At 39.0% G+C, this 20656-nt stretch carries 19 protein-coding genes and 2 pseudogenes; 9 read left to right on the plus strand and 12 right to left on the minus strand.

All coding sequences use genetic code 11. The annotated features are described in order from the left end of the window. The first annotated feature begins 5 nt into the window (after positions 1-5). The 5 genes and pseudogenes from trmFO to hslU all read left to right on the plus strand — a co-directional run bounded on the left by trmFO (position 6) and on the right by hslU (position 5002). The gene (gene trmFO, locus CPS94_RS03390; RefSeq protein WP_004047860.1) at positions 6-1319 is read left to right on the plus strand and encodes an FADH(2)-oxidizing methylenetetrahydrofolate--tRNA-(uracil(54)-C(5))-methyltransferase TrmFO; all 1314 of its coding nucleotides are present in this window, start codon (positions 6-8) and stop codon (positions 1317-1319) included. Positions 1320-1547: 228 nt separating this feature from the next. Then, a complete protein-coding gene (gene xerC / locus CPS94_RS03395; protein ID WP_004047859.1) occupies positions 1548-2447 on the plus strand; it encodes a tyrosine recombinase XerC in 900 nt (299 codons plus the stop codon). 16 nt (positions 2448-2463) lie between these two features. After that, positions 2464-3006, plus strand: coding sequence for an ATP-dependent protease subunit HslV (gene hslV / locus CPS94_RS03400; RefSeq protein WP_004047858.1), 543 nt, complete (start codon positions 2464-2466; stop codon positions 3004-3006). A 214-nt stretch (positions 3007-3220) separates the two neighbouring features. Beyond that, a pseudogene (locus CPS94_RS03405) lies at positions 3221-3472 on the plus strand (IS607 family transposase); the annotation flags it as partial. Positions 3473-3577: 105 nt separating this feature from the next. Continuing rightward, positions 3578-5002, plus strand: a complete 1425-nt coding sequence (gene hslU / locus CPS94_RS03410) for an ATP-dependent protease ATPase subunit HslU (RefSeq protein WP_089135191.1) — start codon at positions 3578-3580, stop codon at positions 5000-5002. A gap of 156 nt (positions 5003-5158) precedes the next feature. Here hslU and CPS94_RS03415 read toward each other — a convergent pair whose 3' ends face one another. From CPS94_RS03415 to CPS94_RS03435, 5 genes are all read right to left on the minus strand, one after another. Then, positions 5159-6031, minus strand: a complete 873-nt coding sequence (locus tag CPS94_RS03415) for an aldose 1-epimerase family protein (protein ID WP_112195085.1) — start codon at positions 6029-6031, stop codon at positions 5159-5161. A gap of 95 nt (positions 6032-6126) precedes the next feature. Next, the gene (locus CPS94_RS03420) at positions 6127-7062 is read right to left on the minus strand and encodes an IS3 family transposase (protein ID WP_112193146.1); all 936 of its coding nucleotides are present in this window, start codon (positions 7060-7062) and stop codon (positions 6127-6129) included. Further along, positions 6987-7514: a helix-turn-helix domain-containing protein gene (locus CPS94_RS03425; protein ID WP_004047940.1), complete on the minus strand. Its 528-nt coding sequence runs from the start codon at positions 7512-7514 to the stop codon at positions 6987-6989. The genes CPS94_RS03420 and CPS94_RS03425 overlap by 76 nt, the downstream gene beginning before the upstream one ends. 65 nt (positions 7515-7579) lie before the next feature. Next, complete coding sequence (plsY, locus tag CPS94_RS03430; RefSeq protein WP_112195943.1) at positions 7580-8182, minus strand: glycerol-3-phosphate 1-O-acyltransferase PlsY; 603 nt, start codon at positions 8180-8182, stop codon at positions 7580-7582. A gap of 94 nt (positions 8183-8276) precedes the next feature. Continuing rightward, a complete protein-coding gene (locus CPS94_RS03435; RefSeq protein WP_004047845.1) occupies positions 8277-8570 on the minus strand; it encodes a hypothetical protein in 294 nt (97 codons plus the stop codon). Between the two features lie 150 nt (positions 8571-8720). Between CPS94_RS03435 and CPS94_RS11545 the strand changes: the two genes are divergently transcribed. The 3 genes and pseudogenes from CPS94_RS11545 to CPS94_RS11320 all read left to right on the plus strand — a co-directional run bounded on the left by CPS94_RS11545 (position 8721) and on the right by CPS94_RS11320 (position 9914). Continuing rightward, complete coding sequence (locus tag CPS94_RS11545) at positions 8721-8933, plus strand: HAD family hydrolase (protein WP_238145379.1); 213 nt, start codon at positions 8721-8723, stop codon at positions 8931-8933. A 94-nt stretch (positions 8934-9027) separates the two neighbouring features. Then, positions 9028-9528, plus strand: a pseudogene (locus CPS94_RS11550) (HAD family acid phosphatase); the annotation flags it as partial. A 233-nt stretch (positions 9529-9761) separates the two neighbouring features. Continuing rightward, positions 9762-9914, plus strand: a complete 153-nt coding sequence (locus CPS94_RS11320; RefSeq protein WP_162626407.1) for a hypothetical protein — start codon at positions 9762-9764, stop codon at positions 9912-9914. Between the two features lie 135 nt (positions 9915-10049). On the opposite strand, the gene CPS94_RS03445 is transcribed toward CPS94_RS11320, so the two are convergent. From CPS94_RS03445 to CPS94_RS03460, 4 genes are all read right to left on the minus strand, one after another. Further along, on the minus strand, positions 10050-11012 hold the full coding sequence (locus CPS94_RS03445) for a S66 family peptidase (protein WP_112286368.1): 963 nt from the start codon (positions 11010-11012) through the stop codon (positions 10050-10052). A gap of 103 nt (positions 11013-11115) precedes the next feature. After that, entirely contained in the window at positions 11116-11700 is a 585-nt protein-coding gene (gene lepB, locus CPS94_RS03450) for a signal peptidase I (RefSeq protein ID WP_112195083.1), read from the minus strand. After that, the gene (locus CPS94_RS03455; protein ID WP_112195081.1) at positions 11687-12520 is read right to left on the minus strand and encodes a sugar phosphate isomerase/epimerase; all 834 of its coding nucleotides are present in this window, start codon (positions 12518-12520) and stop codon (positions 11687-11689) included. The genes lepB and CPS94_RS03455 overlap by 14 nt, the downstream gene beginning before the upstream one ends. A 66-nt stretch (positions 12521-12586) precedes the next feature. Continuing rightward, positions 12587-13450: a DegV family protein gene (locus CPS94_RS03460; RefSeq protein ID WP_112195079.1), complete on the minus strand. Its 864-nt coding sequence runs from the start codon at positions 13448-13450 to the stop codon at positions 12587-12589. 222 nt (positions 13451-13672) lie between these two features. On the opposite strand from CPS94_RS03460, the gene CPS94_RS03465 reads away from it, so the two are divergent. Continuing rightward, entirely contained in the window at positions 13673-15358 is a 1686-nt protein-coding gene (locus tag CPS94_RS03465; protein ID WP_112195077.1) for an NFACT RNA binding domain-containing protein, read from the plus strand. Positions 15359-15408: 50 nt separating this feature from the next. On the opposite strand, the gene parC is transcribed toward CPS94_RS03465, so the two are convergent. From parC to CPS94_RS03480, 3 genes are all read right to left on the minus strand, one after another. Beyond that, positions 15409-17844, minus strand: coding sequence for a DNA topoisomerase IV subunit A (parC, locus tag CPS94_RS03470; protein WP_112195075.1), 2436 nt, complete (start codon positions 17842-17844; stop codon positions 15409-15411). A 17-nt stretch (positions 17845-17861) separates the two neighbouring features. Further along, positions 17862-19835, minus strand: a complete 1974-nt coding sequence (gene parE / locus CPS94_RS03475) for a DNA topoisomerase IV subunit B (RefSeq protein WP_112195073.1) — start codon at positions 19833-19835, stop codon at positions 17862-17864. A 66-nt stretch (positions 19836-19901) separates the two neighbouring features. Continuing rightward, entirely contained in the window at positions 19902-20339 is a 438-nt protein-coding gene (locus tag CPS94_RS03480) for an 8-oxo-dGTP diphosphatase (protein ID WP_112195071.1), read from the minus strand. Positions 20340-20656 lie beyond the last annotated feature (317 nt).

Consider the following 20656-nt stretch of genomic DNA (forward strand, 5'->3'; position numbering starts at 1 on the left):
AAATAATGACAACTACTAGCATTAATGTTATTGGTGCCGGTTTAGCCGGCAGTGAAGCCGCTTGGCAGATCGCCAAACGTGGCCTCAAGGTTCGACTTTATGAAATGAGGCCTGAAAAAAAGACCCCAGCCCACCATACACAAAATTTTGCTGAATTGGTCTGCACTAATTCGTTGCGTGCAAATCAATTAACAAATGGTGCGGGGTTGTTAAAAGAAGAGATGCGGCGCTTAGATTCGATCATCATGGAGGCAGCTGATGCGCATAATGTTCCCGCTGGTGGAGCGCTAGCCGTTGACCGTGAGACTTTCTCTAGTGCGATCACAGAAAAATTGACAAACCATCCTAATGTGGAAGTCATCCGCGAAGAATTGACCGCGATCCCAGAAGGATTAACAGTGATCGCAACTGGTCCATTGACTTCTGATCCATTAGCGCAAGCGATCAAACGTCTAACTGATGATGAAGGACTATATTTCTATGATGCCGCTGCTCCGATCGTTGAAAAGTCATCCCTTGATATGGATAAGATCTATTTGAAATCACGCTACGATAAAGGCGAAGCGGCTTATCTCAACTGTCCAATGACGGAAGAAGAATTTTACAATTTTTATCATGAATTGATCAATGCTGAGATGGCTGAATTACATGATTTTGAAGATCAAAAGTTCTTTGAGGGATGTATGCCGATCGAACAAATGGCTTCACGTGGTGAAAAGACGATGCTCTTTGGTCCTTTAAAACCAGTTGGCTTAGAAGACCCTAAAACAGGTAAGGAACCCTTTGCAGTCGTTCAATTACGGCAGGACAATGCTGCTGGTAACTTATATAATTTAGTTGGTTTCCAGACGCATCTCAAATGGGGCGAACAAAAACGGGTCTTTTCAATGATCCCAGGGCTGGAAAATGCTCAATTTGTCCGTTATGGTGTGATGCATCGTAATACTTATTTGCGCTCACCAGAATTTTTAAATGCAACATATCAAACTAAAAAACGTTCTGACTTACTGTTTGCCGGTCAGATGACAGGTGTTGAAGGCTATGTTGAAAGTGCAGCTAGTGGCCTTTATGCGGGTATCAATGCAGCCTTGATCGCTCAAGGTAAAGAACCAGTCATTTTCCCAGAAGAAACGATGATGGGAGCAATGGCTCACTATATCACTCATGCTAGCCCTAAGCATTTCCAACCGATCAATGCAAATTTTGGGATCATCCCTCGTTTAGAAAAGCGGATCCGTGAAAAACGTGAACGTAATTTAGCTCTATCACAGCGTGCGTTAACTGTTTTAGAAGAATTTAAAACAACAGCTGATATTTAAAAAGTAAAACTCGTAGTTCTCGTGTGAGATGTACGAGTTTTTTTAGTGTGCTTATCACTTTACACGAACATATTTTCGTTTTAAGATATACATGATCATAGACCACGAGATATCTCAAACATCTAACCTTAAGAAAGTTTAAAAGTTTTAGACATATATGCATTTAGGAGCTTGACTAATATTGACCAATATTAGAAAATAGCTTTAGATAGGTGAAGGAGCAAGCAAATGGAAAAAAAGTGGATCACAGAATTTAAAGAATATCTTCGAGTCGAACGACAGTATTCACCTAAGACGATCACTGCTTATTTAGAAGATGTCACTGAATTTGAGCATTTTTTAGCTGAAAGTGGTCATCCTAAATCGTTTGCGAAGATCACGACTTTTGACGTTCATGTCTTTATGAGTGAACTTTATGATAAAGATCTCAAAATGAGTAGCATTTCCCGTAAAGTTTCAAGTTTGCGAGCATTTTATCGTTTTTTATTACGCAATGGATATGTGACTAAAGATCCTTTTGCGTATGTACAGATCAAACAAGATCCACGACGTTTGCCACGGTTCTTTTATGAAAAAGAACTCGAGCTTTTATTTGAAGAAACAAGGCGCCCTGACAAACTTTCTTTACGTGACAATGCCCTGCTCGAAACCCTTTATTCAACTGGGATGCGGGTCAGTGAATGTACGGGGCTCAAGCTTGAAGATATCGACTTTGAACTAAAAACGATGCTTCTTCACGGAAAGGGACGCAAGGATCGGTATGTGCCTTTTGGGTCATACTGTTATACTTCACTTAAACGTTATTTGGCAAAGTCACGTAAGCCGCTGATGGCTAAATACAAACGTGAACATGATCATGTTTTTGTGAACCATCATGGTGATCCCTTGACAGCTGCTGGGGTCTCTTATGTTTTAGACCAGATCGTTAAGCGAAGTTCGCTTTCAAGTACGATCCATCCTCATGAGTTACGGCATACTTTTGCCACACATTTATTGAGTAATGGGGCAGATCTACGGGCGGTCCAAGAACTTTTAGGCCACAGTAGTTTATCGACCACACAAATATATACACACGTTACGCCGGAACACTTACAACGAGATTATCGAAAGTTCTTTCCACGAGCGTAATTTAGGAGGAATTTACATGTCTGTTTCATTTCACGCAACTACGATCTGCGCAGTACGCCACAATGGGCATACTGCGATGGCCGGGGATGGTCAAGTTACCATGGGCGAAAAAGTCATCATGAAGGGTTCTGCCCGTAAAGTTAGGCGGATCTATGATAATAAAGTTGTAGTTGGTTTTGCTGGAAGTGTCGCTGATGCTTTTAATTTAGAAGATAGATTTGAAAAAAAACTCAATCAATATAGCGGTAACTTACAACGAGCAGCTGTTGAATTGGCACAAGAATGGCGTAGCGATCAAGCTTTGCAAAAACTTGAAGCCTTATTGATCGTAATGGATAAAGAAAACTTGCTATTAGTTTCAGGATCAGGTGAAGTTATCGAACCTGATGATGATATTTTAGCGATCGGTTCTGGTGGAAATTATGCCTTTGCAGCAGCCAAAGCGATGACAGCTTATGCTAAAGATCTAAGTGCAGCTCAGATCGCTCAAAATGCGATCTCGATCGCTGGCGACATCGATATTTTTACCAACCATAATATCATCGTAGAAGAACTTTAATCAAGGAGGAAATAACTGTTAATTAAAATGCATTAAAATATAAGCAAATGTGATGTAATATCTACAAGAAAGATAAAATGTGAGGTAGATATTAAAACCAAAAGAAATAGCTGAAAGATTGGGCGTTACTGTTTTAACCCTATAACGCTGGGATAACAATGGGACTTTAAAAGCTTATTGTGCTCCCATGCTAAAAGTGTTATTCTTGATGAAACAATTACTAAAAGAAATAATGGATAATCAAGTTGACACAATCTTTATTACCTATAAAGATAGGTTTATCCGCTTTGGTTATGACTGGTTTGAAAGATTATGTAAGATGCACAATACGGAAATTGTAGTGTTAAATAACATTGAAACTCGTCCTACTCAAGAAATGATCGACGATATGATAAGCATTGTACATGTATTTTCTTATCGCTTATATGGTTTATGCAAGTATAAAAGTAAATTGAAAAATGAGTAGTAAATAAAATTTAGGAAAGGAAAAGCTATATTTCTTTCTCAAATGTAATCATTTGAGATATTTGATTACGTTTGTTCATATTTTATATAGCAGTGACAGATTTCTATGGAACATAGTGAAAAAACACCTAAACAAATCGTAGCTGAATTAGATAATTACGTTATTGGTCAAGACCAAGCTAAAAAAGCGATCTCGATCGCTTTACGTAACCGTTACCGCCGAATGCAGCTACCCGAAGATATGCAAGAAGAGATCACCCCTAAAAATCTCATGATGATCGGACCTACTGGGGTGGGTAAGACTGAGATCGCACGGCGTTTGGCTAAGATCGTTGATGCACCATTCATTAAAGTTGAAGCAACAAAATTTACTGAAGTGGGTTACGTTGGACGCGATGTTGAATCCATGGTACGTGACCTAGTCGAAGTTGCTTATAAGATGGAACAAGATGAGCTCTTTAAAAAAGTCAGAGGCCAAGCTGTGCAAAAAGCAGATAAGCGCTTAGTAAAGTTGTTAGTTCCAGCTCAAAAACAGCAAAAACGTCAAAATGAACAAGAAAATTTCATGCAGTTCATGCGTGATCTACAAAGCGGAAAAATGCCAAACATGCCTGGGATGCAAGGGGCTGAAGAAAACGAAAATGTAACCGAAGATATTAGACGTGAACGCTCTAGTATAGCTGAAAAACTTCAACGTGGCTTACTTGAAAACGAAGAAGTTACGATCCAAATGGAAGACCCTGCTCAAAAATTCCAAGGTGCCGATGGGATGTTAGGCCAAATGGGCTTAGATCTATCGGATACGTTAGGTTCACTAGCACCAAAGCGAATGGTAACACGAACGATGCCCGTTAAAGAAGCACGTGAAGTATTTGTACGTGAAGAATCAGAAAAATTGATGAATACTGCTGATGCAGCTAATGCAGCGATCAAGCGTGCAGAAAATACCGGGATCATCTTTATCGACGAGATCGATAAAATAACTTCAAAATCTCAACAAAATGCAGGTGAAGTTTCACGTGAAGGGGTCCAACGAGATATTTTACCGATCGTTGAAGGCTCGCAGATCAAAACTAAGTACGGCATCATTAAGACCGATCATATCTTGTTTATTGCATCAGGTGCATTTGCTCAAAGTAAACCAAGTGATCTGATCGCCGAATTACAAGGGCGTTTTCCGATCAGAGTCGAATTAGAAGACTTGAGTAAAGATGATTTCGTTAAGATCTTGACTGAACCTAACAATGCATTGATCAAGCAATATATCGCGATCATTGGAACTGATAACATTAAGGTCACATTTACGATCGAAGCGATCGAAAAAATCGCCGAGATCGCTTATCGTGTAAACCATGAAACTGATAATATCGGGGCACGACGGTTACACACGATCTTAGAGAAATTACTTGAAGACTTACTCTTTGAAGGACCAGACATGCAAATGGGTGAGATCACGATCACAGAAGCTTATGTTGAAGAAAAAGTAGGCAAGATCGTGGCTGATAAAGATCTTAGTCAATACATCCTATAGTCCGAATATTTTAGTGATACTCAAACGTGTTTTCTCGGAGATTTTTGAGAGTTTGCCGAATGATAGCTTAAAGTAAACCTTATATAGTTCGATAGTGATGCCAAAAGCAGCATTTCCATATAGAGCGGAAGTGCTGCTTTTTTATTATCTATTTAGTTAGAAAGTATCGATCGCATAGTTAGCTTCAAAAACTTGTTGCCCACTTAACTTATTGATCGCATATTTTGTTTTAAAATCACCATCAGTATCCAAAGTATCAGATAAGGCCCACCAAGGCTCAAGACAAACAAAATCACCTTCAGCTGGATAACTTGACCAGATACCCATTGCTTTAGCATCAGTGGTTGTGATCGTTACGCCATGGCCGTGTTGTTTACTTACCAAGCTGACCTGATTTGGTTTTTGTGCAAGATCATAGATAAGAGCATCATTTTTAAATAGGTCATGACTAACGGGTAAGGTTGCTGCGCCAGTCGTGACATGTTCTAGATCGATAAAACCATCGACCAGTGGGATGCGCGGATAACTTTCTTTTGGACTTAGGCGGACTTCGTAATCTTGATAAGTATCAGTTGCTTTTAGTTTAGTTGAAAAAGCCGGATGAGCACCCAAGCCAAAATACATATCTTTAGTACTTGGATTGATCACGCGGTAAACTACTTCAAGTTTAGTTTGTGTCAAAATATATTGAACCTGTAAAACAAACTCAAATGGATACTTTTCAAGGGTCTGTTCATTAGAACGTAATTCAAAACAAACTTCAGTTGGAGCTTGATGTAAGATCTCAAAATCCATATCACGAGCAAAACCGTGTTGTGTCAAGTGATAGCTTGTCCCATCAACTTGATAGGTATCAGCTTTTAAACGTCCTTCGATCGGAAAAAGAACAGCTGAGTGGCGTTTCCAATACTTACTATCGCCACTCCACATATATTCAAACCCGTTTTCTTTGGAGATCAAACTAGCTAATTCAGCCCCGTGTTCATTGATCACGACGCGTAATTTTTCATTTTCAAGCATAACTGCCATTATAATATCACCTCAACTTCATTATAGCACACAAAAAAAGCATATCTGGGTAACCATAGGCCCATGAAGTGAACCCATAAAGTTGGACACTCTATTTAGACTATATTTCTTAAGGCAAGATGTCGGTATTCTACCGGTGTCTTGCCTTTTAGTTTGACCTTTATCCGTTCGTTATTGTAATAGCTGATCCAGCTGATCATTGCTTTGACCAACTCTTCTTGTGTTGTATATTCTTTATTGTGATATAGCTCTACTTTCATTGTGTGGAAAAAACTTTCCATGGGTGCATTATCTAAGCACGTTGCCCTACGAGACATGCTTTGAAAGATCCTATTTTCTTTTAGCTTCTTTCGCCATTGGACACTCTGATATTGGACACCTTGATCGCTATGGAGAGTCATACGATAGTTTAATTTAGGTCTAAGTTTTATCAATGCATCCAACGGTTTTACCACGAAGTCTGTTGTTGGATGCTTACTGATACTATAGCTTACTATTTCATCTGTACATAGATCTTTGATAGGTGAAAGATAGACACGTTCTTCTTGTGTCTTATTTCCATACCTAAATTCACTTACGTCGGTCACCATTTTTTGAAATGGTAAATGTGTATCAAAACGTCGATGTAATAAGTTCTTAGCTTTCTTACCTTGTGGTCCAAGGGCAGAATTATATTTTCGCCTTTGTTTATTATACATATGCGCTGATAGATCATTTTCTCGCATGATGCGACTAACACGCTTATGATTTACTTTTATGCCTTGAGATCGTAATTTCAGTGTTACTGTACGATAACCAAAACACGGGTGCTTTGATTTGACCTCCTTTATAAGCTTTAATAGCTCCTCATCTTTATTTTTTCGCCTGTTTATTCGTTGGGCTTGATAGTAAAATGTACTACGTTTAAGACTAGTGTAAGGTAGTATTTCATCCAATGTATATTTAAATTTTTGCCTTAGTTCTTGGATGATTTGATATTTTTCTTGCGATGTCCGCGCTTCTGAACCAAGGCATCGAGTTTTTTTAAGTATTCATTTTCAACCCGTAAAGCACGATTCTCAGCTCGTAAACGTTCTAATTCAGATAATTCTGATTTTTCTGCTTGTTTATTATTGTTGGTCGTCATGTGTTTAGCCCGTCCTCTTCTAGTAAATAAGGCATCAACACCTTTAGTATCCAATTTACGTTGCCAAGTCGCGATCGTCCCAGGATTACTTATATCAAACTGAAGTGCCGTTTCCGGATAGGAAGCCTTATGCCTTTTTCTCCAGTTTAAAACGTTGAGCTTAAAATTTCCATCGTAATCGTATTTAGGGTAGCGAACTTTTAACCCATCAATACCATATTTTTGATATCGTTTGACCCACATAAGGATATTTGAGTGATTCTTCACTTTATAAACTTTAGCTACTGTGTTACTTCCATAGCCTCTTAGATACATATTTACAGCCCGCAACTTATCCTCAAAAGAAAATTTAGTCATAGTAAAACCCCCTAAGTTAGATTCCTTTGTCCAACTTAGGGGGTTCACTTCACCAAGATATGCTTTTATTTATGTTGCTTTTGTTGTCGGTGCTTATAACCTAGGCCAAATGGCACCATATTTTCAGTCCCATTTTTGATCCGTTCAATGTTACCGTAGTGGCGAACAAAAACAAAGATCGTTAAAGCGATCGCAACGACTGAAAGTAGTGCATCTTTAAAGAAAAAGGATACGATCGTGATCAGTAAAAAGCCTAGCATACTAGCAACACTGACCATGCTGGAGATGTAAAGTGTCACTAAAAAAATCACCCAAGCAATAACGAAGAATAATGGATTATAAACTAATAAGACACCAACACTCGTGGCAACAGCTTTACCACCCTTAAAGCCAGCAAAGATCGGAAAGACATGTCCAATGATCGCTGCTAAACCGATCAAGAGCGGGTCAGCCGTTGAATGGAATAGGAAAGGTAATAGGGCAGCTAAGGTCCCTTTAAACATATCCATCAATAAAACGATCGTGCCAGCTTTTTTTCCTAAGACGCGAAATGTATTGGTCGTTCCCATATTGCCACTACCGTAATTGCGAACATCTTTACCATACATCAACTTCCCGATCCAAACACCTGATGGGATGGAGCCTAAAAAGTAGCCAATGATCAACATCAAGATGATCTTTAATGTCTCTGACAAAAAAATTCCTCCTCTAAAAAGCAATACGTTTTATTGTACTGGCTTTTTAATATAAATTCAATAAGGATCAGAAGATATAATTGAAAATAACAAAGATCCCAGCAGCTAAAAAGCCTAGCCCGATCACCAGAGTCATTGCCTTTAATTCCCCAGGTGCTTTGTCCCAAGCAATATTTTTTTCATTAGCCGTCAAAGCACCAGTATGGCGTAAAATAGCCATTGTAAAACCAGCAAGCAAAAACATTAGGCTCATTATGCCATAACCGACCAAAGAAATGATAGGTAATGTGGCTAAATTCCCGATCACCAGTAAGATAACGCTTAATAATAAACCAAGTGCAAAGAGCAAACGTTTATTCATATGATAAATTCTCCTTAAAACTAGTCTTATAAATATTATTACACTTTTTTAACCGCTTAACAAATGTTTGAGTAATTTACATAAAAAACTTGTGTTGTATTCAAACAAATAAATCGTTAAAATACATCTTGTGCAAGTTTCGTAGCATTTATGCTACTAGGGATGTCAACAGCGCCGGCTAAGACGAATTTGGGCGACCAAAATACGATGGCAGTTGTATGGTATCAAACTTCAGCTGAAGTAAAGACATTGTATGTACAAGGATATAATGTTGCCCGTGATAACCTGGCGACTAAGCTTGCTACACAGTCAGAAAAGCCGAAAGCTATCATTTTAGATATTAGCTATCATTTTAGATATTGATGAAACGGTATTAGACAATTCGCCATATTAAGCTTACAACGCTTTAAATAATCGATCCTATCCACACGGTTGGGATCGGTGGGTCAAGGCAGCTAAAGCTAAGGCTGTACCAGGAGCAAAAGACTTTTTGAATTATGCTAATGAGCAGGGCGTTCAAATTTACTATGTCAGTGATCGTGAACAGGGACAATTAAAGGCAACGATCAAGAATTTGACGGCTGAAGGGTTACCACAAGCTGATCGTGAGCATATCTTGCTCAAACAAAAGCAAGCTAAGACTAAAGAACAACGGCGACAACAAGTGGCACAACAGGCTGATGTTATCATGCTGTTTGGCGATGATCTTTCTGATTTTAACGATCCAGCTGAAAATACTGTCGCTGATCGCACAAATGATGTTATGCAAAATGCGACACAATTTGGAGATAAATATATCATTTTACCTAATCCAATGTATGGTAATTGGAAAGCGGCATTATACAACAACAATTACCAACAAAGTGATTTCAAAAAGAGTAAGTTACGTAAATCGCATTTAACTTACTTCGATCCAAAAACTAATAAGGTAAAACAAACGACTGTAACTACTAAATAATGAGCTAAAACTTGTGTACTTGAAAACTTGAATCTATCTCAGTCAGCCTGCAAGCTAGTAGGTTGACTCTTTATAGTATAGGGTGATCGGGGATGCTGTGTTTAAGATACGTTCGGCTAAAAAATATTATCAAAATAAAAGATCAGGATTGATTTATTAATTTAGAGAAAGTAACCAATTTATATTATTATATATATGTAGTTCCGTATAGGTGTTAAAGGTGGTGAGATGTAATGAGATTCTTTTTAGGTGCTATTGAATCTTTTGCAAGCTTAGTTGGTTGTATTTTTGGATTGATTTGGTATGGTATATTATTTTTTGTAGCTATTGCACTTATTCGTTGGGGGCTAGGTATTTATCAAAGATTAAGGGTTGCGTTACATTGAGAGTAGGTCAGTTTTTGTTACATTTAATATCGACTTTCTCACAACACATTCTAGTTTACATAATATACATTATAAAAAGTAGTTTTGGTAGCTAAAATAAACAGTTAGTATTATATACATAACTGTTTATTTTAGCTAGATCTTTATCACTAGCTCATCAGTATCGAGCCAGACTTCTTGACCTAGCGGAATCGTAAATATTGGCTGGGTATGTCCAAAATCTAGATCATACATTACGGGTATCTCTTTTAGGATCGGAAATTTATCCAAGATATATAACAATCGTTGCTCTGTCATCTGGGATGTTTTGGGAAAACGCCCTAATAAAAGCGCCCGTGGCCGTTTAGCTAGTTGTAATACTTGCGCCAACAACCTAGAAAAATCTAGCCAAGTTTCACCATCATCTGAAAATTCGAGCAAAATTATCTTATCCTCAAAATATGGTTGATATGGCGTTCCAGCCAACAAAAACAACGTGTTGACATTACCGCCAACTGTTTGGCCATGGACACGCCCTGAGGTATAAACTTTCCAAGCCGTTGGGTAAAATGTCCGCTTGCTGTCGGATAAAAACCACTCATCGCTTGACCATGTCCGTGATGGTCGAAGCTCGTAATGCTTTTTTGTCAGTGCTTGTATAAAAGCGTTATCTTGATAAGCCCCTGCTTTATCTAGCATTTTCAACGTTATGTAAGCGGGTCCATAATAGGTAACTAGCACTGTTTTAGCTGTGATCGCATTAGCAAGCGCTGTGAAATCTGAAAAACCACAGATGATCTTGGGATTATTGGCTATCAGATCAAAATCTAGGTATGGTAATAACTCATTTGATGTAAAACCACCGATCACTGTTTGGATCGCTTTGACATTAGGATCGCTAAATGCAGCATGAATATCATCTATCCGCTCAGAAATGCTGTTAGTGCCATCTAAAGTCATCCCTGATACATAGTTACCAAAAGTGACCTTAAAGCCCAGCTGTGTTAATTTTTCTTGTGCTGTTTGATTAGCAGCAAAACCACCGACACAATCAAGAGTACGACTAGGGGCAATGATCCTGATCTCATCATTTTGTTTCAAGCGTGCGGGTATCAACATAAACATCCCTACTTTCTAAAAGATATTGAACAAATTTTAGCATACAAATTTCATAAAATAAAAAATATCGACCCTAAGCCACTTGACTTTGGGTCGATATTAATTAATCACCATATGAATTGATATATTCGTGTGCATTATTCCAAAATGGAACTTTGACAACGCCTAAGATCTTAGAACGTGGTACAAAGCCATAGGAACGACTGTCATTGGAAACTTCACGATTATCACCTAAAACAAAGTATTCATCTTTAGGAACTGTAAATGCGCGTCCAGTACCAAGAGTCACACCCTTATCTTCGGCATTTGAGATCGATAAAGTTCCTTCTTTTTGTTGCTCAGTAGTGATATATCCTTGAGATTGGAATTTTCCGTTAACATAGAGTTTACCATCATTTTTGTATTCGATCTTATCGCCAGGTAAACCGATCACACGCTTAACGTATTTTGTGCCATCGGTCACACCAGGACGATCGTCAACGCCTTTAGCGCTGAAAACAACGACGGTATCACGTTTTATCTTAGCATGTTTTAACATAATCACGCGTTCGTTATTTTGGAGATTGGGATACATTGACAACCCATCGACTTTGACCAACGACAACAGGAAAGTGTGGATCAAAAGTGCAATAAGAAGTCCGACAACAACGGGCCTGATCCAACCCATAATATTTTTAAATGTTGACATCTAATTTTTCCTCCAACGTTTTTAAGTAATTAAAGCTGTTAACTTGTTCTAAAGCATCAGTCTGATCTTTTAAGACGATCTCAAAGATATTGGTCGCATCTTCATTCAGTAAAGGTAAAACATTTTTCCAAACGATCTTACCCTTACCAAGTTCTAAGCTATCATGTGTTTTACCTAACGAGTCAACTAAATGGTAATGAACGATATTTTGCTTCAAACGAGCTAAGGCGGTCATTAATTTAGTGTTATCCCCCTGCCACTTGATAAAGCAATGCGATGTATCAAAGGCTAAACGATAATCACGAGCTAAGATCTTAGCATCTAGCGCTTCATCCCCATAGTAAAATACTGGTGAGATCGAATTTTCAAACATTACATGCTCTTTACCAAGATCTTTAAAATGGTCTAAGCGCTTAAAAACGTATTCTTCAGCATGTTCTAAATCAGGATATAAACTGAGAAATTCAGCCGTTTGGCGCGAATAAGATCCATGGATCAATACTTGAACATTTTTGTCATAAGCTAATTGTAACAAATCTAAGGAACTTTGCTCAATAAATCGATACAGCTCTGGCAATTTAGCTTCAGGCGTCAAAAGTTCGGTAAAATACTCACGGTAACGCATGGGGTGATGTAATACGATATGGTTTATTCCCGCATCTTTGACTTGATCGATACCATAGGCCAAATGTTTCAGTCCATCCCTAGTAAAATCATTTTCAGCGGTATAGAATTCAAAAACATTTGGCTGATATTGTAGCCGATCCTTGATCTGTTCAGGGTCAGAACTAGCTTTCAAGCCTAGATCGATTTTTTTCATAAAATCAGCTCCTTCTCAAAAAAACCGGATAGGTCATACTACCGATCCAGTTTAAAATATATATCATTATTTATCGATATCTTCCATCCAACCAAGGGCGAGTGCGTTTTCGCCTAAATGAGTCCCGATAACGGGACCAAAATAGCTGATCTCGATCGAGTTGTTTGGATATTTTTTAGCAAGTTTAGCTTCCCATTCTTTGGCCGCTTCTTCGTTGTTAGCATGGATCACAAGCATTTTGATCGGATAAGTTAGATCTTTTGTATCTTCTTCAAATAGATCTTCAACACGTTTTAAAGCGCGTTTAGATGAACGAACTTTATCGAAAGCTACGATCTTGTCAGTCTCATCATCAAAAGTCAAGATCGGTTTGATCTTAAGTACACTACCGACAAAAGCTGCAGCGTTAGACAGTCGACCACCACGCACTAAGTTTTGAAGATCATCAACGACAAAATATTCGTTGATCGTTTTCTTTAAATGATCTAAACGAGCTAAGATCTCATCTAAATTTTTCCCTTGTTTGGCCATTCGAGCCGCTTCGATCGCTAAGTAACCCATCAACAGAACTGTGATCTCTGAATCTACAGGTACAACTTGGATATTATTGACCGTATCTTTGACTGTTTCCAAAGTTTGAACTAACCCAGAGATCGTACCGGCTAAGTGGATACTGATCACAGCATCATAGCCCTGGTCACCTAAAGACTCATAAAGTTCGATCAATTTGCCGATCGGTGGTTGTGAGGTACTAGGGAAAGTTTCCGAAGTCCGTAACTTTTCATAAAATTCTTCAGTAGTAATATCAATACCTTCATCATAGCTTTTACCATCGAGAATAAACGGGATAGGAACGATATGGATATCATTTTCTTTGATCTGTTCCGCGCTTAGATAGGCTGTACTGTCGGTAACAACAGCTATTTTCATAAAATTACACCTACTTTAATTATTATTGCAAATCCTATCATAACACACAAATAAGTTAGTTACTAGCACAGTTCTTACTCGTGCGCGTTCAACAAGCCACTTTTAGACGAGCTTTAAGAATAAATTATATCATTAGATAACAAACTTTACACAGATAACTTTGCTCTTTTTTGAAATAAAGGCTACAATATTAAGTGAAACTTTTTAAAGGAGGCTTTTAACATGGCATTTGATGGTATTTTTACCCGTGCAATGGCTAACGAATTAAATGAGCTTCTCTTAGAGGGACGCGTGATGAAGATCTCGCAACCTTACGCCAATGAAGTCATCCTAACGATTCGCCAAAATCGCCATAATTATCCTGTTTTATTATCAGCCCATCCCAATTATGCGCGTGTTCAGGTCACTGAGATCCCATATACCAATCCCCCCGTCCCGACTAATTTTACGATGGTCTTACGTAAGTATTTAGAAGGTGCTAAGCTAGTAAAACTTGAGCAATTGAATTGTGATCGAGTTCTCAATTTCTATTTTATGACTCGAAATGAACTCGGTGATCGGTTACCGTTGATCTTAAGCGTTGAGATCATGGGACGTTATAGCAATATCATCTTGGTAGAACAAGAGACCAATAAGATCTTAGATACTGTAAAGCATGTCGGGATGAATCAAAATCGTTATCGGACGCTATTACCCGGGGCTACCTATAAGAATCCCCCTGCCCAAACTAAACGCGATCCTTTTTCAGATCAAGATAAGCTTTATTTAGAGTTAGTTAAAGATCACCCGAATCGAGAAGTCTTAGCTATGCAACTTGTCAAGACGTATCAAGGACTATCGCGGCAAAGCGCCCTACAATTAGCTAAGATGCTTCATGAAGAGCGCGACCTAAGCACTAGTTTTAACGCCTTTTTAGAACAAACTAAGCATCCCAAAGCTAATATCTTTACCGAAAAAAATAAGCTAGCCTTTGATATTTTTACACACCATACGACTCAACAAGAATTTGTGACTTTAAGTGAGATGCTTGATAGCTACTATCAAGAAAAAGCTGTACGTGATCGTGTTTTTCACCAAGGTGCAAAATTGATCCATATAGTTAAAAAAGAATTGTCTAAAAACCAAACTAAGCTTAAAAAATTGACTAAGGAGCTCAAAAATACGGATAAAGCCGATGGTCTTCGGGTCAAAGGTGAATTGCTGACGACTTATCTTTATCAGGTAAAGCCAAATGCGACAAGTGTGACGCTACCTAATTATTATGATGGTGAAAAGCCCGTCAAAATTACCCTCTCCCCCCAACTTTCACCAGCGCAAAACTCACAAAAGTATTTCAAAAAATACCAAAAACTAAAAAATGCGGTTACGCACATAGAGCAACAATTAGCTTTAACTAAAGCTGAGATCGCATATTTAGAAAGTGTACAGATGCAATTAGAACTAGCCCAACCAAGTGATCTAAATGACATCGAACTCGAATTACAAACAGCAGGTTATTTGACCCAAACTAAGCAACAAAAAAAGCGTAAACCAAAATTAAGCAAACCAGAAACCTTTGTTGCTACTGACGGGACTGAGATCTCAGTCGGGAAAAATAATTTGCAAAATGATCGTTTGTCGTTAAAAACAGCACAAAAAAATCACTATTGGCTCCACGTAAAAGACATCCCTGGCTCTCATGTGATCGTGCATAGTTCCCAGCCGACCCAAGAAACCTTACTGCAAGCTGCTAGTCTAGCGGCCTACTATTCTAAGGCTCGTAGCTCAGCCAATGTTCCTGTCGATTACGTACAAGTTCGCCATCTTAGAAAGCCTAATGGTGCTAAACCAGGTTTTGTGATCTATGAAGGCCAAAAGACCCTTTATGTTACGCCAGACAAAGCACTAGTAGCTAAATTAAAAAATTAAATATATCCAAAAAGAGTATGCTATCAACTTGGATAACATACTCTTTTTGCTTATTCAGTTTCAGTATTTTCTAGCGTATAGAGTCGTATATTTTGTGGTTCACCCTCGGTCTTAGCATCAAACACATATGATCCATTAGAATAGCGCTCATTAAAGTTATGGGCATTTGGTTCAACGGTGATCACTTTTTCAGTCTCAGTGGTAACTTCTAATCGTTGATCAGGTACGATCAAAAATGCAGTGAATACTCGATGTGGTTTGCTCTTTAGTTCCCGTAAGATCTGTACTCCCCGGCGAGCACGTGAGGTCATTGGAATTTCAGTGACTTTCATCTTCTTAAATGATCCTCGTGTCGTTAATAATCCAAGTGCACTTTGCTCATCGGCTAATAAGACAGCCACTAAAGTATCATCACGTAGATCCATACATTTGACCCCCGCTGCTCGTGCTCCTGTTGTTGGAACTTCAGCTAGATCATAACGTAGACCGTAACCATTATAAGATACACAGACTAATTGTTTGTTTTCAGTTGTGTAATACAATGAAATAACTTCATCAGTCGGTGTTTTGAGTGTGATATAACGGCTAGCCCGTGACTTGTAAGTCCGACCAGGTTTTAGATCGACTAGTGCGGTCTGCTTGATAAAGCCTTCTTTAGTTGCAAAGACAAAGTTTCCTGGTTCGTCTAAACTCTTGAAAACTTTAGCAAAAATGACACGCTCATCTACATCTAGACCCACCGTTTGTGAGAGATGTTCCCCTGTATCTTTAAAGCGGGCTTCGGTGATCTCGTGAACTGGACGATAGATCACATTTCCCTTGTTGGTAAAGATAAAGAGATGATCTAACGTGTTGACCGTCGTTTGGAGGACTGGTTCATCGTCTTCGCGTAAGCCATTATCATTAGCATCTGATGCATTGAAAGAACGCAATGATGAGCGTTTAACATAACCCTCACGTGAAATCTGAACGATCACATCTTCTTGAGCAACTAAGACTTCAGTTTCGATCTTAAGAGAGGCGATCTTAGCTTGGATCTCAGTTTTACGTGGAGATGCGTACTTTTTGGCGATCGTTTGTAATTCTTGGCGAATGACTTTATCTAATTCCTTAGGATCACTTAAGATCTTTTCGTATTTAGCGATCGCTTTTTTAAGAGTAGCTGCTTCGTTTTCAAGTTCAGTCACGTCAGTATTCGTTAACCGATACAATTGTAGGGCAACGATCGCGTCAGCTTGTTTTTCAGTGAAATCAAACTGCTGAACTAAATTCTTAGTAGCATCTTTACGATTTTTAGAAGCACGAATGACTTTGATGACTTGATCTAAGATCGATAAAGCTTTGATCAGCCCAATAACGATATGTTCTCTTTGTTTAGCTTTATTTAGATCAAATTCAGTCCGTTTAGTTGTAACTGCTCGTTGATGCTCTAAATATGAAGTCAAGATCTGTTTTAAGCCAACATGTTTAGGGCGCATATGATCGATCGCGACCATGTTGAAGTTATAGGAGATTTGAAGATCAGTATTTTTGAAGAGATAATTCAAGATCCCTTCAGCATTGGCATTTTTCTTTAGCTCGATCACGATCCGTAAACCGTCACGGTCACTTTCATCCCGAACTTCAGCGATCCCTTCAACTTTTTTGAGTAACCGGATCTCATCTATTTTTTTGACTAAAACGGCTTTATTAACTTCATAAGGTATCTCAGTGACTACGAGCGAAGATTTTCCACCACGGAGGGCTTCGATCGCAGTCTTGGCGCGCAACATCGCACGACCACGACCAGTTTCATAGGCTTTCTTGATTCCATCTAAACCTTGCAAGATCCCACCGGTCGGGAAATCAGGTCCCTTGATAAATTGCATCAACTCTTCTAAGCTTGCTTCAGGGTGTTTCATCAAGTAGATCGTTGCTTGGATCGTTTCATCTAAGTTGTGGGTCGGGATCTCGGTTGCGTATCCCGCTGAGATCCCTGTAGCACCGTTTACTAATAAGTTAGGGAAACGGGCCGGTAAAACAGTTGGTTCATATTCCGTATCATCAAAGTTTAGGACCATATCAACTGTCTTTTTATCGATATCTTTAAGCATTTCAGCAGCGATCATTGACAGACGTGCTTCAGTATAACGCATCGCAGCAGGCGGATCGCCATCCATTGAACCGTTATTACCGTGCATTTCGATCAACGGCTCGCGTAACTTCCAATCTTGACTCAAACGCACCATTGCTTCGTAGATCGAACTATCGCCGTGGGGATGGAAATTACCCATCACGTTCCCCACAGATTTAGCCGATTTTCTAAATGGTTTATCGAATGTATTTTTATCTTCGTGCATTGCAAATAAGATCCGGCGTTGCACGGGTTTTAACCCATCCCGAATATCAGGTAAGGCGCGCTCTTGGATGATGTATTTAGAATAACGTCCAAAACGTTCACCCATAACGGCTTCCAAGGATAGTTCTTGGATATTTTGTTCAGACATTTACAAATTTCTCCTAACTATGCTTTATCTTCTGTTTCATGAGCTTTATTAGCTAAAGTCGTATCTAATAAGCTTCCATCTTCTTCTAAGGTGAACTGGACATTTTTCTCGATCCATTTGCGTCGTGGCTCGACTTTATCACCCATCAAGGTCGTGACCCGCTTTTCAGCTAGGGCATCATCATCGATCTTGACTCTGACCAAAGTTCTTGTTTTTGGATCCATCGTTGTTTCCCAAAGTTGATCAGCATTCATTTCACCGAGACCTTTGAAGCGTTGTAAGGTATAACCCTTACCGATCGCTTTAGCTTGTTTTTCCAATTCCTCGTCAGTCCAAGCGTAACGTACTTGAAGTTTTTTATTAACACTTTTTTGGAGCTTATATAATGGAGGTAAAGCGATATATACTCGTCCTGCATTGATCATTGGACGCATGTATTTATAGAAGAAAGTCAATAATAGCGTCTGGATGTGGGCACCGTCAGTATCGGCATCGGTCATGATGATGATCTTGTCATAGTTGGCATCTTCAAGCTCAAATTCAGCACCAACACCTGCACCGATCGTATAGATCATCGTGTTGATCTCTTCATTTTTCAAGATATCTTGCAACTTAGCCTTTTGTGTATTTAAAACTTTCCCACGTAACGGTAGGATCGCTTGGAATTTACGGTCACGCCCTTGTTTAGCAGATCCACCAGCTGAATCACCTTCGACAAGGAACAATTCATTGCGTTTAGCGTTACGTGATTGCGCAGGAGTCAATTTACCTGAAAGTAATCGATCTTTTTTATGCCGTTTTTTGCCATTTCGACTTTCATCTCGCGCTTTACGAGCAGCTTCCCGAGCCTCTCTAGCTTTGATAGATTTTTTAACAAGATCTTTAGCGAAATCGCCATTTTCCAGCAAATAGTAGTTTAATTGCTCATTGACAATGTTATCAACGATCGTCCGAGCTTCAGGAGTCCCCAACTTACCCTTTGTTTGTCCTTCAAATTGCAATAATTCTTCAGGAATGCGGACAGAAACGATGGCTGAAAGGCCTTCACGAACATCGCTACCTTCAAGATTTTTATCTTTGCCTTTTAAAAGGCCAACTTTACGCGCGTATTCATTGAACGCTTTAGTCCAAGCCGCTTTCATCCCTGCTTCATGTGTTCCACCATCTTTAGTACGGACATTATTAACAAATGACATGATATTTTCTGAGTAACCATCATTGTATTGACCAGCCACTTCAACTTCGACACCATCTTTTTGCCCTTCAAAATACATCACATCGCCTAATGTATCTTTGTCTTCATTTAAATAGGAAACAAACTCTTTGATCCCGTCTTCAAATAAGAAGACATCTTGAGTATCTGTTCGTTCATCAGTCAAAACGATCTTGACACCTTTTAATAAGAAGGCCGATTCACGTAGCCGTTCTGCTAAAGTATCATAATTGAATTTTGTTGTTGAAAAGATCTCCGGATCAGGCTTAAAAGTGACTGTAGTTCCACTGTTTTTCTTTGTTTTGCCTAATTTTTTGAGAGTTCCGACTGGTTGACCGCCATTTTCAAAATCTTCTTCGTACTCAACACCATCACGAACTGTATTGACAGTCAAGCTAGAAGATAGTGCGTTTACAACGGAAGCCCCAACACCGTGAAGACCACCCGATGTTTTATAGTCACCTTGACCAAATTTTCCCCCAGCATGTAACACTGTGAAAATAACTTCGACCGTTGGGATCCCCATGGCATGCATCCCAACTGGCATCCCGCGCCCGTAATCAACGACTGTGATCGAATCATCGGGATGGATCGTAACATCGATCTCTTTACCATAACCAGATAAGGCTTCATCAACTGCATTATCGACAATTTCATAAACTAAGTGATGCAATCCGCGACCATCAGTGGAACCAATATACATCCCCGGCCGTTTTCTAACTGCTTCTAAGCCCTTTAAGACTTGAATGGAGTCATCACCGTATTTTACTTTACTCATACATTCATTTCCTTTATCAAATTTAAAAGTCACGTTATCTATCTTACCGCATCCAAAGGATAACTATCAATATAAATTAATGTTATCTTGAACTTGGTAGATCTCAGATAAAGTGTCATCAGCAAAAACTTTGTACATTTCAGCAAAAGTCTTTGCTAGGTCTTGCTTTAGTAGATCACGTTCAGGTAACCAGAAGATCTCACCTTCACTTGATGATCTAAGGTCACCTGAAAATTTGGTTGCGCGATAAAGCAAAACTATGTAGCGGGTCTCATTGACAAAGAATTGCTTGATCCCACAAAGCTTGGGGTCTAATAAAGTCAGACCCGTTTCTTCAAAAAATTCCCGGATCATTGCTTGGTGAAATGATTCACCCGACTCAACATGTCCGCCTGGAAAAGTGATCCCCGGCCATTCCTTTTTACGGCGGTTTTCAACTAGCACTTGTTCGCCGTTGCGTAATAAACACATATTGGTGAGCTCGATCGTCTCGGTTCGTGCCATTAAATTCACTCCTTTATACAACGCTGAGAAACGCATTTAAACGCAGCGTTCACGTTCTACTTAATAGATTATCAATCTTAGCGCAAAATATCAAACGATATCTTTTACCGAACATATATTCTATATTATACACAAATATTAGCAAAATGGGGATACTTTTGGCTAAAAAAACTTTCAACTTCCGCTAATGTTAATTTGCGGAAGTTGGATTTTAGGTATAAAAAAGTGTGCTCAGCTGGCTGCCGCTAAGCACACTAACTATTATTGACGTTTATTTTTATAGATCATAAATTCCCCAATCGTCATAAAGACCACTA

This window comes from Ligilactobacillus murinus, from assembly GCF_003288115.1.
GTDB lineage: Bacteria > Bacillota > Bacilli > Lactobacillales > Lactobacillaceae > Ligilactobacillus > Ligilactobacillus murinus.